Genomic DNA, 13251 nt, shown 5'->3' on the forward strand with positions numbered 1-13251 from the left:
CCTCCCCCGATCCACTCCTGCCTGACACACCGCTTGCCCAAGGAACTGACCATGAGCCTACTGACACGCCTACTGGCGCGCGGCACCGTCGTGCTTGCCAATTCGGCCAATAAACTGCAATCGCTGCAAATGCGCCTGACCGCCGGTGAAGTGAACGACGACATGGAGCATTTCGAGCCCTACGGTTTCACCAGCAACCCACTGGCCGGCGCCGAAGGCATCGCGACCTTTCTCGGCGGCGATCGCTCCCACGGCATCGTGCTGGTGGTCGCCGACCGCCGCTATCGCCTGCAAAACCTCGCCCCTGGTGAGATCGCCCTCTACACCGACGAAGGCGACCGGATCCACTTCAAGCGCGGAAGAATCATCAATATCGACACCGGCACCCTGAACATCCGCGCCAGCACCGCCATCAACCTCGACAGCCCGACCTTGACCCAGACCGGCAAGATCGTCTCCCAGGGCGACCAACTCGCCGGCGGCATCAGCCAGATCCAGCATGTACACGGCGGTATCCAGCCAGGCACCGGCCAGACTGGCGTACCGGCGGGAGGTGCCTGATGTTCGTCTCCCATAACCTCAAGGCGGCGCTGACCCGTTCGGTGCTGATCAGTCTGTTCACCTGGCGTCGCGCCAACTCTGACGATCCTATCGACGACGATGAACGTTTCGGTTGGTGGGGCGACAGTTTTCCGGTGGTGAGCGACGACCGCATCGGTTCGCGGCTGTGGCTGTTGCGACGGGTCAAGCTGACCGCGCGGACTCAGCTCGACGCCCAATTCTATGCCCGTGAAGCCCTGCAATGGTTGATCGACGACGGCCATTGCAGTGCCATCGAGATTACCACCGAACGGCTCGACGCCCAGCGACTGAACCTGCGCACGGTTCTGATCCTGGCCGGCGGCGAGCGCCTGGATATCAACCCGAACAACAGTTGGCAGGTGACTTATGCCGTTTGAAACCCCTTCGCTGCCGGTGCTGATCAACCGCACCCAAAGCGACCTGGCCAGCGATTCGCTGCGCCAGTCCGATGCCCAGGTCCTGGCCCGCACGCTCAGTGGCGCCGCCTTCGGCCTGTACGGTTACCTCGACTGGATCGCCGAGCAGATCCTGCCCGACACCGCCGACGAAACCACCCTGGAGCGTATTGCCGCACTGCGTCTGCACCAACCGCGCAAGGCCGCTCAGGCCGCCGTTGGCAGCGTCGGTTTTAGCGCCGCCGCCGGAGCGGTGCTGGACGCCGACACCCTACTGCAGACCAGTGACGGTCGCAGCTACAAGGTGACCCTCGGCGGCACCACCAGCGACGGCACCAACACCGCGCCGATCCAGGCGTTGGATGCCGGCAGCCTGGGCAATGCCGATGCCGGCCTGACCCTGTTTCCGGTGCAGCCGGTGCAAGGTATCGGCAACACCTTCACGGTACTGACGCCGGGCCTGACCGGCGGTGTGGCGCAGGAAAGCCTTGAGTCCCTGCGCGCGCGGGTTATTCGCTCATATCGCGTCACGCCCCATGGCGGTTCGGCGGCTGACTACGAAACCTGGGCGCTGGAGTGCCAGGGCATTACTCGGGCCTGGTGCCGTGGCAACTACCTGGGGCCGGGCACTGTCGGGTTGTTTGTCATGCGTGACGACGACCCCGTGCCGCTGCCGGATGCCGCGCAACTGGCGCTGGTCCAGGCCTATATCGAGCCATTGCGGCCGGTGACGGCGCAGTTGCAGGTGCTGGCGCCGGTGCTGGTGCCGATCACCTACACCCTGCGCCTGGTGCCGGATACCAGCGCCACCCGCGCTGCGGTCGAGGCGCAACTGCGCGATCTGCACAACCGTGAAGGCGGTCTGGGGGAAACCCTGTTGCTGACCCATATCGCCGAATCCATCAGCAGCGCCAGTGGCGAGAACGATCATCTGCTGGTCACGCCGTCCGCCGATGTGCCCGCGGCCACCAACCAGTTGCTGACCTTCGGAGGCTGCGTATGGCTGGAATAAGAACCGCCGCGCAATACCAAGAGCAACTGCGCAGCCTGCTGCCGGCCGGTCCCGCGTGGGATCCGGAACAGGTGCCGCAGATCCAGCAGGTGCTGTTGGGCATTGCCCAGGAGCTGGCGCGGGTCGATGCCCGCGCGGTCGACCTGATCAACGAAGTGGACCCGGTGACCGTCAGCGAGCTGGTGCCGGACTGGGAGCGGGTGATGAACCTGCCTGACCCGTGCCTGGGTCCCAAGCCGCTGTTCGACGACCGTCGCCTGGCGGTGCGTCGGCGCCTGCTGGCGGTGGGCGACCAGAGCATCGGCTACTTCATCGATATCGCCCGCAGCCAGGGTTATCCGAATGCCAGCGTCACCGAACTGCAGACCCCGCGCATGGGCCGGGCACGGTTCGGCAAGGCGCGTTTCGGCACCTGGCAGGCGCAATTCATGTGGACGCTTAATACCGGCGGGCGGTTGCTTATGGGCCGTCGTTTCGGTGCCAGCTACTGGGGCGAGCGCTTCGGCGCCAACCCCGGCAGCGCCCTGGAATGCCTGATACACCGCACCGCGCCAGCACATACGCTGGTGCATATTAATTATGATTAGAGGTTGAGAGTATGGATTATCCAAAGAGTGTACCCAGTGTAGGGTTGGTGAACGGCAAGTTCGTAGATGAGAATCCGGTGACGGGCGCGTCAGGTTCACTGATACCAGCGGAGTGGGGGAATTCAATTACTGATGAAATTGTGAATGTAGTTAAGGCGGCTGGTCTGGTTCCTGATGAAGCCGATCTTGGGCAACTACTGCTGTCTATCCAGAAGATGAGTCAATTTGACTCTGTTAAGTATGCTTTGGATACGGGGGGGGCTGGCACCTATATTGCGACTTATGCTCCGGCTCTCACGGCACTTGTAGATGGTGTGACGTTACGTTTCAAGGCCCTGACTGGCAACACCGGAGCCAGCACCTTTTCACCTAATGGCTTGGCCCCAAAATCAATCCTCGGTATTGATCATGTGCCGTTACTCGGCGGTGAAATCGTTGCTGGCGGCGATGTATGGGTGCAGTGGAACGGCTCGATTGGTGATGGGGCGTGGGTTCTGATTGCGAGTTCCGGAGCAGCCAAACAGACTGGCGCCGATGTAGGGGACGTCAAGGCTGTTGCGACCACACAGCCGCCCAAAGGCTGGCTCAAGTGCAATGGTGATGCGGTTTCACGTGCTCAATACCCCGCACTTTTTAGTGCCATTGATATTCGTTTCGGTGAAGGGGACGGCGTATCGACTTTCAATCTTCCGGATTTTCGAGGAGAGTTCATCCGAGGTTGGGATGATGGGCGAGGTGTTGACTCGGGGAGGACGCTCGGTAGTTTTCAGGATTCGCAGAATGCCTCCCACAACCATGGAGCCAGCTCAGGAGCTGCAGGGTCGCACAATCACACGGCGTCCTCCGGAGCCGCCGGGGAACATACTCATACAGGTAGCACATCGACCGATGGGAACCATCAACACGGTTTAACCATGGGGTATACCGATCTTGACAACGGGAGTGTTGGTGGTGGGCGTCAAGCTTATGGGACCCAATACACCAATGCGGCGGGCGCGCACTCGCACACTCTGACCATAAATGCTGCTGTGGATCATACACACGTGATCAGTGTTGCCCAGACAGAAGATCATACACATGCGATTACAGTTGCCGCATCGGGTGGGAATGAGTCTCGGCCACGCAACATGGCGTTGCTCTACGTCATCAAGTACTGAGTTCTTCTGTCGTGGGGAGATCTTCGCGCCTCTACTCCTGACGAACAAGGAATCATGAGGCATCAATTATGTTTAGGGAAACGCTGATTTATTCTTGTCCCTCTCCAAGCAGTTCCGCCATAACGCTTGATTTGAGAGGGTCAGCCACCCTGCACAACAGCCAGTCTGCCTGCCATGCAGTCGAACTTTTCCACCCTTGAATACACCACCAAGAATAAGCTGAGGCGTCGCGACCGTTTTCTGGTTGAAATCGACGCCGTAATCTCATGGTAGGCACTGACAACAGAACTGGAGCCCTTCTATCGAGGCGGTCATGAACGATTACCAAGAGGATGCGGTGAGGGGCTGCTCTGTGTTGATGTGCCGAAAATGCACGCCGTGGGTGATACCTTGGTTCAAACCAAGGGCTTATAGTTGATGCTATGGATACCGTCCTATCGATCCATGTGGACCAGCAATGGTGGGCGCTGGGTTGATACCCGCATGTCCACTTTCACCTGTCGGTCTTGACAGGGGCGAAGGTAGCATTGTGCAATACAAGGTTGGAGGTAGGCATGAAGGGTTGGCCGCCCGTCGGTCGATTGGTTGTTGGGCATTCTGCATTCTTCGAGAGTCGAGTAGGTCGAGCGTTTAGGGCGGACCTATTTATGTGAGTCTTTAAACGGCTGTGTAACGCGTTAAGGAGGCCGGATAGCGAGGAAAAATGCGACGATGAATAGCCTTCAGGCCCATCGGGCCGCGCTGATATCACCAAAGTAACGGAAAAACAAATGCAGTTTAGAAAAAACATAAATGCGTTACGGGCAGTTGCGGTCATATCCGTAGTGCTTTTTCACTTCAAAATCAGGGGGTTTGGCGGGGGCTTTACAGGAGTAGATATTTTCTTTGTAATTTCTGGTTTTTTGATGACCGGGATTATCTTCAAAGGACTGCAAGAGCAGCAGTTTTCGTTGCTCAGTTTTTACGCCTCCAGGGCGAGGAGAATTATTCCTGCATTGTTGGTCTTGTGTATTGCACTCCTGATATTCGGGTTTTTGTACCTGCCGTTGGATGACTACCGCGACTCGATCAAGACCATCAAGAGTGCCCTGCTCTTCAGTTCAAACTTTGATTTCGCAAAAGAAGGGAACTATTTTGACGCACCCTTGCACGAAAATTGGTTGTTGCATACTTGGTCATTATCCGTAGAATGGCAGTTCTATATGCTCTATCCCGTTCTATTAATGTTATTATTTAAGCATACGGGCGTAAAAGTAACAAAGGTAGCCCTTGTGCTGCTTGCAACGGCGTCCTTGGTTGCATCTGTATACATGACCAAGATTGCTCCGGTTTTTGCGTTCTACATGCTTCCCACAAGAGCATGGGAGATGATTGCCGGGGGGCTGGCATTCCTGTTTCCCCTGCAACTCGGTAAGCGAGCCTGTTATGTGTTTGAGGCGCTGGGGCTGGCAGCAATTCTGGTGGGGATTTTCTACTTTTCCGAGCAGGATTTCTGGCCAGGCTATCTGGCCCTTCTTCCTGTGATGGGCACAGTATTGGTTATCTACGGAAACACTCACTCAATATTCAGTGCCAACAAAACCCTTCAGTTCACTGGGGGGATTTCCTATTCCGTGTATCTGTGGCACTGGCCTATAGTGGTATTTCTCTACATATGTGGGCTGCTCGAAAGTTCAGCTTATGTACTGGCTTCGATATTCCTATCATTCGCACTCGGCGCTCTATCGTTCTATTTTGTAGAGTCTAAATCGAAGAATTTTGCATCAGCCCCCAAAGCCATTTTCAAGTACGCGGCATTCCTTGTTGTGGCAGTTGGAGTGTCTGCAATCATTGCCTCACTTGTCAAAAAACATCCTGACATCAGGTTCTCATTCCTGGAGTTGGGTCAGCCGGATTATACAAGCAAGATGTACAAGCAAGAGTGCTACCCCAACGAGTACGGTGCGGCTGACTGCAAGCTGGGTACAGGGGAAATTTCAGTGATTATCTTCGGTGACAGTCACGCGCAATCTACTGCCGCGGCTGTTCAGATGGAAAATAAAGAAGCTGCTTTAGAATGGGCTCGTGGCGGATGCCCAACCCTGAAAAATTTCGAAATGCATAATAAAGAGTTTGAAAGCAAATGCCGTGGATTTATGGGCGAAAAACTGGCGACGCTGAAAGATTCATATCATGGTGTACCGGTTGTTCTGTTTAGCCGGGCATCTCTATACTTGGAGCCGAGCAGAGAAAATGGTTTTCAGGTCTATTTCAATGGCGATTCTCAGCAGGATAAGTTGTCTCGGGACGTAAGCTATACGGTCGAGTATGTCAGCACGGTGTGCGCTATAGCTGAAAACCATCCTGTTTACATCGTCAAACCAATTCCAGAAATGCCGTTCAGTATTTATAAGGGGCTAAACTTGCATGCCAGGGTGTTTCAGAGCAAGTCGGATATCACGATTCCGCTACGTGACTATGAGAGCCGCAACCGCACAGCCAACGGTGCGATTGAAGCTGCTGCCAAGCAGTGTAATGAGCGAGTGATCGACCCAGTCCCATATCTTTGTCCTGCTGGGCAGTGCATGGGATCGAAAAACGGCGTATCCCTTTATTACGATGACAATCATTTGGTTGACGCGGGTAACGAACAATTGAGGGGGCTGTTTAAGGGAATCATCTCTCAGCCCTCCTCAATGCCGATCAGCCTTGAGTAGTTCCTCGGCGGCAAACGCGCGCTTAAGGTCGAGAACGTCAAAATGCCCCCTCGCCGGGGCGGTACAACCACTGTTGTTGCGTTGCTTACCTATGAGGATGGCCAGCAGGAGGAGTACACCTTTGTGATGGTGGCTGATCTGATCAAAAAGGAGGGTGCGTATTGCTTGATTGTCACTCCTAAGCGTTGCGCCTTAACGCCAACCGAGCAGGGAAAACCGCCACATACTCGGCCCTTAACTGGGACTTCGGCAGCACCAGGACGCGGTTTTGGGGCGACAACGCTGAAAAAATTGCCATGGATATTCAGTCCGGATCAACTGGGTGCGGGTGATCCAGTACATGGCCTACGATTACCAGCGTAGCGAGTTCTTTTTCATGAAAATCAAGAGCGATTTTCCCGGCAATCCGCGAAAACTTTTTTATGCCCGGAGAAAACCATGTCCGTTACCCAGCAGCAGTTGCTGCAAATCATGCCCGACGCCCGCTCCCAAGCGGGCGTTTTTGTATCCGCTCTCAACACCGCCATGTCCCGCCATCAAATCAACACCCCCAAGCGCATCGCCGCCTTCCTGGCCCAGGTGGGTCATGAGTCGGCGCAACTGCGCCACGTGCGGGAGCTGGGCAGTGATCAATACCTGAGCAAATACGATACGGGCCCCCTCGCTATTCGCTTGGGCAATACCCCGGATGCCGACGGCGATGGTCAGCGCTATCGCGGTCGTGGGCTGCTCCAGATCAGCGGGCATGGCAATTATCGTCAATGCAGCCTCGCGCTGTTCGGCGACGAGCGTTTGCTGCAACAACCGCAACTGCTGGAGCAACCGCAGTGGGCTGCCGAGTCGGCGGCCTGGTTCTGGGAGCAACAAGGGTTGAACGCACTGGCCGATGCCGATCGATTCAACAGCATCACCCGCAAGATCAACGGCGGCCTCACCGGCCTCGAGGATCGATTGCAACTCTGGGCGCGGGCGAGGGCGGTGCTATGCGTTTCCTCGATCTGATCCCGGCGCCTTACCGTCTATTCGTCGCTGTCGCGCTGTTGGCCATTGTGGCCGGCAGCTCGGCGGCGCTGGCCTGGTGGATTCAGGACTGGCGTTACGGCCTGCAACTGGAGCATCAAGCCAGACAGCAAGCCGACACGCTCCACCAGATTGCCCTGGCCGCAGCAACGCAGCAACGTGCCGAACAGGATAAACGCCTGGCCCTGGAGCAGCAGCTCCAGGCCAGCGACCAGATCCATGCAAAGGAGTTGAGTGATGTACAACAGGATCAGGCGCGCTTGCGCGATCGGATTGCCACTGCTGATCTGCGGTTGTCAGTCCTCCTCGACGCAGGCGATCTTGCCAGTGGCTGCGCGATGCCAGCCACCACCGCCGCCAGCGGCGTGGTTCATGCAGCCGCACGCGCCCGACTTGACCCGGCGCATGCTCAACGAATTATCGCCATCACCGACGACGGCGACCGCGCCCTGATTGCCTTGCAGGCCTGTCAGGCGTATGCCGAGGCGGTGTCGCACTGAGCGGCGGATGCACATCGCGGCTTGAAAGTCCGAGGCGCTCATGTAGGGTGTTCATTTTGCGCAACCGGCCCCGTCAGGAGAGCAACGTGGACGACATCACCCAACTGGCCGTGGAACTCGGTCGGCGTTTGCAGGTTCTGAACGCCCAGGTCACTACGGCCGAGTCCTGTACCGGCGGCGGTATCGCCGAGGCGATCACGCGGATTCCCGGCAGCTCGGCCTGGTTCGAGGCCGGCTATGTGACCTATTCCAATCAACAGAAGACCCGCCAGTTGCAGGTGCCCGAGGTCCTGTTCGGTCAGGTCGGTGCGGTCAGCCGCGAAGTGGTCGAGGCCATGGTCCGTGGCGCCCAGGCCCACAGCGCGGCGCAATTTGCCGTGGCGGTCAGTGGCGTGGCCGGGCCGGACGGCGGGTCGATGGAAAAGCCGGTGGGCACCGTCTGGCTCGCCTGGGGTGTCGGCGACGAGGTCGACAGCGAGCGCCGGCACTTCCCCGGCGACCGCGATGCGGTCCGTCGACAGACGGTGCGGGCCGCACTGGAAGGGCTGTTGCGACGGGCGGAAGCAGAAATCGCAAAACAGGGGTAGGCGATCCGCCGAGGCTGTGGAATAATACTGGCTACTTATACAGGTGTTGGCCGTCAGGCCTTATTGATTACGTGAGGACTTTAATGGACGACAACAAGAAGAAAGCCTTGGCTGCGGCCTTGGGTCAGATCGAACGTCAATTCGGCAAGGGTGCCGTGATGCGTATGGGCGATCATGACCGCCAGGCGATCCCTTCGATCTCCACCGGTTCCCTGGGCCTGGATATCGCGCTCGGTATTGGCGGTCTGCCAAAGGGTCGTATCGTGGAAATCTACGGCCCGGAATCCTCGGGTAAGACCACCCTGACGCTTTCCGTCATCGCCCAGGCGCAGAAAGCCGGTGCAACCTGTGCCTTCGTCGATGCCGAACACGCCCTGGACCCGGAATACGCCGGCAAGCTGGGAGTGAATGTCGACGACCTGCTGGTGTCCCAACCGGACACCGGCGAGCAGGCCCTGGAAATCACCGACATGCTGGTACGTTCCAACGCGGTTGACGTGATCATCGTCGACTCCGTGGCCGCACTGGTGCCAAAAGCGGAAATCGAAGGCGAAATGGGTGACATGCATGTCGGCCTGCAGGCTCGCTTGATGTCCCAGGCGCTGCGCAAGATCACCGGTAACATCAAGAACGCCAACTGCCTGGTGATTTTCATCAACCAGATCCGCATGAAAATCGGCGTGATGTTCGGCAGCCCGGAAACCACTACCGGTGGTAACGCGCTGAAGTTCTACGCTTCGGTTCGCCTGGACATCCGCCGTACCGGCGCGGTGAAGGAAGGCGATGAAGTGGTCGGCAGCGAAACCCGTGTCAAGGTGGTCAAGAACAAGGTGGCTTCGCCGTTCCGTCAGGCCGAGTTCCAGATTCTCTACGGCAAGGGTATCTACCTCAATGGTGAGATGATCGACCTGGGCGTGCTGCACGGCTTCGTCGAGAAGTCCGGTGCCTGGTACAGCTACAACGGCAGCAAGATCGGTCAGGGCAAGGCCAACTCGGCCAAGTTTCTGGCGGAGAACCCGGAAATCGCCGCGACCCTTGAGAAGCAACTGCGTGACAAGTTGCTGAGCCCAGGCGTTGATACCAAAGCCAACTCCGGCGCTGCCGCGATCGTTGAAACCGAAGACGATCTGGCTGACGCTGACCTCTGAGTGAAGCGATGAGCGCCGTACTGGATACCCCTGTTGCTGTACGGCGTACTGCCATGGACCTGCTCGCACGACGCGAGCATGGTCGAGTCGAGCTGACACGCAAATTGCGCCAGCGCGGCGCTTCTCCCGAAATGATCGACAGCGAACTCGACCGTCTGACGCAAGAGGGGCTGCTGTCCGAATCCCGTTACCTCGAAAGCTTTGTTTCTTACCGTGCCCGTTCCGGCTATGGGCCTTTGCGCATTCGCGAGGAACTGAGCCAGCGCGGTCTTCAGCGCAGCGATATCGAGCAGGCCCTGCGTGAAAGTGGCCTGGATTGGCAGGCGCAACTGGAAGACACCTGGCGGCGCAAGTTTGCCGGGCAACTGCCGGTCGACGCCCGTGAGCGTGCCCGGCAGGGACGCTTCCTGAGTTATCGGGGTTATTCTATGGAAATGATCGGTCGCTTGTTCAGCGGCCGAGGCATGGACGACTGATCACGAGACTTTGATCGGCTCCCTGGCTTGTTGTTGCTCGGGTATCCAGGCCTTGCTCCAGTTTTCCGGCAGGTTGATGAAGTCCACCAGCTCGCGCAAACGCCCTTGGTCCCGCGCGGTAAAATGAAACGCTAGCCGCGACAGGTGGCTGAATTGCGGTTCGTCCTGATCCTGGCCAGTGTACGCATGCTGATGAAAACCGCCGCTGACACACAGGTCGGTGAACTGCTCGTCCAATTGCGTCAGTGCCTGTTCGTTGAGAGGATGGTTCATGCGGATTACGAACTGATTCTTCAGCCAGCGGCTTGAGTGGAAGTTGCTGTAGAACTGGTTGATTTCCTTCACTGCCTCATCGGCGCTATACACCAGACGGGCCAGCTTCAGGTCCTTTGGCAGGATGTAGTGATTGGCCTCCAGCTGATTGCGGATGAAGTCGAGGGCGCCTTTCCAGAAGCTGCCGCCAGGCGTATCCAGCAACACCACCGGCACCAGCGGGCTTTTGCCGGTCTGGATCAGGGTCAGCACTTCCAGCGCTTCATCGAGGGTGCCGAATCCGCCTGGGCACAGCACCAGCGCGTCAGCTTCCTTGACGAAGAACAGCTTGCGAGTAAAGAAGAAATGGAAGGACAGCAGGTGAACAGTGCCGTCGACCGTTGGATTCGCCTGCTGTTCGAAGGGCAGGGTGATATTAAAGCCCAGGCTGTGTTCTAGGCCGGCGCCGGCATGGGCGGCGGCCATGATACCGCCACCGCCACCGGTAATGACCATCAGGTCGGAGTGGGCGAGGGCGGCGCCCAGTTCCTTGGCTTGGGCGTACAGTGGGTGTTCGAGGGGAGTGCGGGCGGAGCCGAACACCGTGACCTTGCGGCGGCCCTTGAACTGGTCCAGCACTCGAAAAGCATGCTCCAGTTCACGCAGGGCCTGCAGCACGATCTTGGCGTTCCAGCGATTGCGGTCATCCTGGGCCATGCGCAGGACGGTCAGCATCATATCGCGATAAAGCGGGAGGTTCGGGCTGTCAGGTGCAACCCACTTGAGTTGTTCTTCGACCTTGCTGGTCAGGTCGACACCGTTGCTCTGGAAATGACGGGACAGCAAGTCATCCGATTGGTAAGGCATTCAACTTCTCCTTCATATACAGAACTTCTGGCACGGTCGAAATATTCACCGTTGCCGCGAGACTGCATGCGCCGCTGTATAGCCAGCTCAATGTCTTTGCATGAGACCTGGCGAATTGATCATGGGCCTATAAAGTCTTGTCTGGCAACAGCTTGTTGTAGCGTTGCGGATGACGTGCACCGCTCGTCAGAAGTTGTGCCCGCGACTTCTTACTCTGATTGACTTACATTACAAGCTGGCCTGAAGCGTTTCATCGGTGTGACAGGTCCAGGCCGGTGTTTTCAGGTGGTAGGATCTGTACCGGGATGACAAGGAGGCGGGTGATGGAGAGGATAACGCTAGAAGTCGATAACGAGCTGTATCAATTGTTGCAGATGGCTGCACTGAGCAACCAACTCAGCCTGGAGGATGAATGTCGCCGACGGCTGGAGGGCGCGAGACGGCACTCGCGCTACATGCAAGCGCTGGTGGCGGAGCTGCGCGCCGATGATGAACAACGACGCCAGGCGTGCCAGTGATTAGTTTTTCTTCGGCGGCGTCGCTTTCGGGCAGTCGCTTTCCACGAAGTGTGCGGAGGCGACGGGACGGTTGCTCTTGTTCTCGGTGAATTCGTAGCGCATCACCGCGCCCTGAGCCATCAGCTTTCGATAGTTGGGGTTACGGCAAACGCTGGCGCCCAGTTGCAGGTAGACCGCCTTTGGATTGGCTCGCATGCTTTGGGCATAGTCCGATTGCACGCTGAGATGGTCGATTAACTGGTTGCCTTCCACCGTGTAGGCAACTTCGAGGATATTGTTGTCGAGTTCGCGAGGCAGGGTTTGGTTGCTCTTGTGCGCGACGTCCTGCAGCATTTTGTTCAGTTCGAAATCCTTCAGCGAGGCCGCTTGGGCACTGAAGGGCAACGCCAGCAAAAGGGCGATGGACGGTACGATAAGGCGCAGCATGAAACTCTCCTGATGGGGTCACGGGTGCTTCGACCCGCTACCGGACTGTGCGTTCAGTGGTCGCGAAGTATAGAGGGCAGTTGTAGGCCCTACTAGGGGCTGAAGGCAGTATCGACGGGCCGCTGCTCAAACGGCGCCATTGCCTCTGTTAAACTTCCCGTACTTTTTATCGCTGTGAGTCGTATTTTCGTGTTCAGCCCTTCTTTTTGTCAGCGTTGCAGCTTATGAGCCACGCGGTTTCCCGTCTGCGCGCCCAGCGCCTGGCCCGCGCCAAAGCGCCGTTCACCGCGCGGGGCTCAAGGGCCGAGCGTTGTGAGGGCTGTCGTGTGATTGCGCAGTATTGCCTGTGTGGCTGGCGCCCCCGGGTCGCGGCGCAGTCGGCGATATGTCTGCTGATGCACGATGTCGAACCGATGAAGCCGAGCAATACCGGTTGGTTGATCGCCGATGTGATCGCCGATACCACGGCCTTCAGTTGGTCGCGCACCGAGGTTGATCCGCAATTGCTGGCCTTGCTGGCCGACCCTCAATGGCAACCGTTTATCGTGTTCCCGGGAGAATTCGTGGCACCGGAGCGGGTGGTAACCCAGGTACAGCGGGTAGACGGTAGGCGACCGTTGTTTATCTTGCTAGACGCGACCTGGACCGAGGCACGCAAGATGTTTCGTAAAAGCCCTTATCTTGAGCGCTTCCCGGTGCTGAGCCTGGAGTTTGAGCAGTTGTCGCGCTACAAATTGCGCCGCTCCAAACGCGACGACCACTTCTGCACCGCGGAGGTGGGCGCCTTGTGCCTGGAGCTGGCGGGCGATACCCGTGCCGGCGAGGCGGTGAGTGCCTTGCTGGAGGTCTTTACTGCCCATTACCTGGGCGCCAAATTCCAGTTGCCGCTCGATCTGGATGATGAGGCCCATCGGCGACTCAAGTCTTTTCTTCCAGTGCCATGTGCATGATGGCACTGTTATTGGCCAGTCGATGGCTGTGCCGTAACGTATCGAACTTGACCACCTTGGCTGCGCTGGTCATGCTTG

15 protein-coding genes are annotated in these 13251 nt (G+C 57.9%); 13 read left to right on the top strand and 2 right to left on the bottom strand.

What is annotated here, in order from left to right; all coding sequences use genetic code 11:
* Positions 1-51 precede the first annotated feature (51 nt).
* The 11 genes from AWM79_RS10960 to recX all read left to right on the top strand — a co-directional run bounded on the left by AWM79_RS10960 (position 52) and on the right by recX (position 10160).
* Positions 52-561, top strand: coding sequence for a phage baseplate assembly protein V (locus AWM79_RS10960; protein WP_060782822.1), 510 nt, complete (start codon positions 52-54; stop codon positions 559-561).
* The gene (locus AWM79_RS10965; RefSeq protein WP_060782823.1) at positions 561-959 is read left to right on the top strand and encodes a phage GP46 family protein; all 399 of its coding nucleotides are present in this window, start codon (positions 561-563) and stop codon (positions 957-959) included. Before AWM79_RS10960 ends, AWM79_RS10965 begins: the two co-directional genes overlap by 1 nt.
* Positions 949-1989 carry a baseplate J/gp47 family protein gene (locus tag AWM79_RS10970; RefSeq protein ID WP_017131062.1) on the top strand — a complete coding sequence of 347 codons (1041 nt, stop codon included), beginning with the start codon at positions 949-951 and terminating at the stop codon, positions 1987-1989. Before AWM79_RS10965 ends, AWM79_RS10970 begins: the two co-directional genes overlap by 11 nt.
* Positions 1977-2576, top strand: coding sequence for a YmfQ family protein (locus AWM79_RS10975; RefSeq protein ID WP_017131061.1), 600 nt, complete (start codon positions 1977-1979; stop codon positions 2574-2576). Before AWM79_RS10970 ends, AWM79_RS10975 begins: the two co-directional genes overlap by 13 nt.
* 11 nt (positions 2577-2587) lie before the next feature.
* Entirely contained in the window at positions 2588-3733 is a 1146-nt protein-coding gene (locus AWM79_RS10980; protein ID WP_017131060.1) for a tail fiber protein, read from the top strand.
* Between the two features lie 770 nt (positions 3734-4503).
* The gene (locus AWM79_RS10985) at positions 4504-6429 is read left to right on the top strand and encodes an acyltransferase family protein (protein WP_060782824.1); all 1926 of its coding nucleotides are present in this window, start codon (positions 4504-4506) and stop codon (positions 6427-6429) included.
* 438 nt (positions 6430-6867) lie between these two features.
* Positions 6868-7431, top strand: a complete 564-nt coding sequence (locus AWM79_RS10990; RefSeq protein WP_017131058.1) for a glycoside hydrolase family 19 protein — start codon at positions 6868-6870, stop codon at positions 7429-7431.
* Positions 7413-7949 (top strand): lysis system spanin subunit, encoded by a 537-nt coding sequence (locus AWM79_RS10995; RefSeq protein WP_017131057.1) that lies wholly within the window; start codon positions 7413-7415, stop codon positions 7947-7949. Before AWM79_RS10990 ends, AWM79_RS10995 begins: the two co-directional genes overlap by 19 nt.
* Before the next feature lie 86 nt (positions 7950-8035).
* On the top strand, positions 8036-8536 hold the full coding sequence (locus AWM79_RS11000; protein WP_017131056.1) for a CinA family protein: 501 nt from the start codon (positions 8036-8038) through the stop codon (positions 8534-8536).
* Between the two features lie 83 nt (positions 8537-8619).
* Entirely contained in the window at positions 8620-9684 is a 1065-nt protein-coding gene (recA, locus tag AWM79_RS11005) for a recombinase RecA (protein ID WP_017131055.1), read from the top strand.
* A gap of 8 nt (positions 9685-9692) precedes the next feature.
* Complete coding sequence (gene recX / locus AWM79_RS11010; RefSeq protein WP_060782825.1) at positions 9693-10160, top strand: recombination regulator RecX; 468 nt, start codon at positions 9693-9695, stop codon at positions 10158-10160.
* Here recX and AWM79_RS11015 read toward each other — a convergent pair whose 3' ends face one another.
* A complete protein-coding gene (locus AWM79_RS11015; RefSeq protein WP_017131053.1) occupies positions 10161-11279 on the bottom strand; it encodes an LOG family protein in 1119 nt (372 codons plus the stop codon). It lies immediately after the preceding gene.
* Between the two features lie 323 nt (positions 11280-11602).
* Between AWM79_RS11015 and AWM79_RS11020 the strand changes: the two genes are divergently transcribed.
* A complete protein-coding gene (locus AWM79_RS11020; RefSeq protein ID WP_017131052.1) occupies positions 11603-11797 on the top strand; it encodes a hypothetical protein in 195 nt (64 codons plus the stop codon).
* Here the strand turns inward: AWM79_RS11020 and AWM79_RS11025 are convergent, their stop codons facing one another.
* Positions 11798-12223: a PA3611 family quorum-sensing-regulated virulence factor gene (locus tag AWM79_RS11025; RefSeq protein WP_017131051.1), complete on the bottom strand. Its 426-nt coding sequence runs from the start codon at positions 12221-12223 to the stop codon at positions 11798-11800.
* Positions 12224-12447: 224 nt separating this feature from the next.
* Between AWM79_RS11025 and AWM79_RS11030 the strand changes: the two genes are divergently transcribed.
* Complete coding sequence (locus tag AWM79_RS11030; RefSeq protein ID WP_017131050.1) at positions 12448-13173, top strand: tRNA-uridine aminocarboxypropyltransferase; 726 nt, start codon at positions 12448-12450, stop codon at positions 13171-13173.
* The last annotated feature ends 78 nt before the right edge of the window (positions 13174-13251 follow it).

The sequence above is a fragment of the Pseudomonas agarici genome (assembly GCF_001543125.1).
In the GTDB taxonomy this organism is placed as follows: Bacteria; Pseudomonadota; Gammaproteobacteria; order Pseudomonadales; family Pseudomonadaceae; genus Aquipseudomonas; species Aquipseudomonas agarici.

Coding starts and splice junctions, on each gene's coding strand:
- AWM79_RS10960 (WP_060782822.1), top strand. CDS start 52: ATGAGCCTACTGACACGCCTACTGGCGCGCGGCACCGTCGTGCTTGCC.
- AWM79_RS10965 (WP_060782823.1), top strand. CDS start 561: ATGTTCGTCTCCCATAACCTCAAGGCGGCGCTGACCCGTTCGGTGCTG.
- AWM79_RS10970 (WP_017131062.1), top strand. CDS start 949: ATGCCGTTTGAAACCCCTTCGCTGCCGGTGCTGATCAACCGCACCCAA.
- AWM79_RS10975 (WP_017131061.1), top strand. CDS start 1,977: ATGGCTGGAATAAGAACCGCCGCGCAATACCAAGAGCAACTGCGCAGC.
- AWM79_RS10980 (WP_017131060.1), top strand. CDS start 2,588: ATGGATTATCCAAAGAGTGTACCCAGTGTAGGGTTGGTGAACGGCAAG.
- AWM79_RS10985 (WP_060782824.1), top strand. CDS start 4,504: ATGCAGTTTAGAAAAAACATAAATGCGTTACGGGCAGTTGCGGTCATA.
- AWM79_RS10990 (WP_017131058.1), top strand. CDS start 6,868: ATGTCCGTTACCCAGCAGCAGTTGCTGCAAATCATGCCCGACGCCCGC.
- AWM79_RS10995 (WP_017131057.1), top strand. CDS start 7,413: ATGCGTTTCCTCGATCTGATCCCGGCGCCTTACCGTCTATTCGTCGCT.
- recA (WP_017131055.1), top strand. CDS start 8,620: ATGGACGACAACAAGAAGAAAGCCTTGGCTGCGGCCTTGGGTCAGATC.
- recX (WP_060782825.1), top strand. CDS start 9,693: ATGAGCGCCGTACTGGATACCCCTGTTGCTGTACGGCGTACTGCCATG.
- AWM79_RS11015 (WP_017131053.1), bottom strand. CDS start 11,279: ATGCCTTACCAATCGGATGACTTGCTGTCCCGTCATTTCCAGAGCAAC.
- AWM79_RS11020 (WP_017131052.1), top strand. CDS start 11,603: ATGGAGAGGATAACGCTAGAAGTCGATAACGAGCTGTATCAATTGTTG.
- AWM79_RS11025 (WP_017131051.1), bottom strand. CDS start 12,223: ATGCTGCGCCTTATCGTACCGTCCATCGCCCTTTTGCTGGCGTTGCCC.
- AWM79_RS11030 (WP_017131050.1), top strand. CDS start 12,448: ATGAGCCACGCGGTTTCCCGTCTGCGCGCCCAGCGCCTGGCCCGCGCC.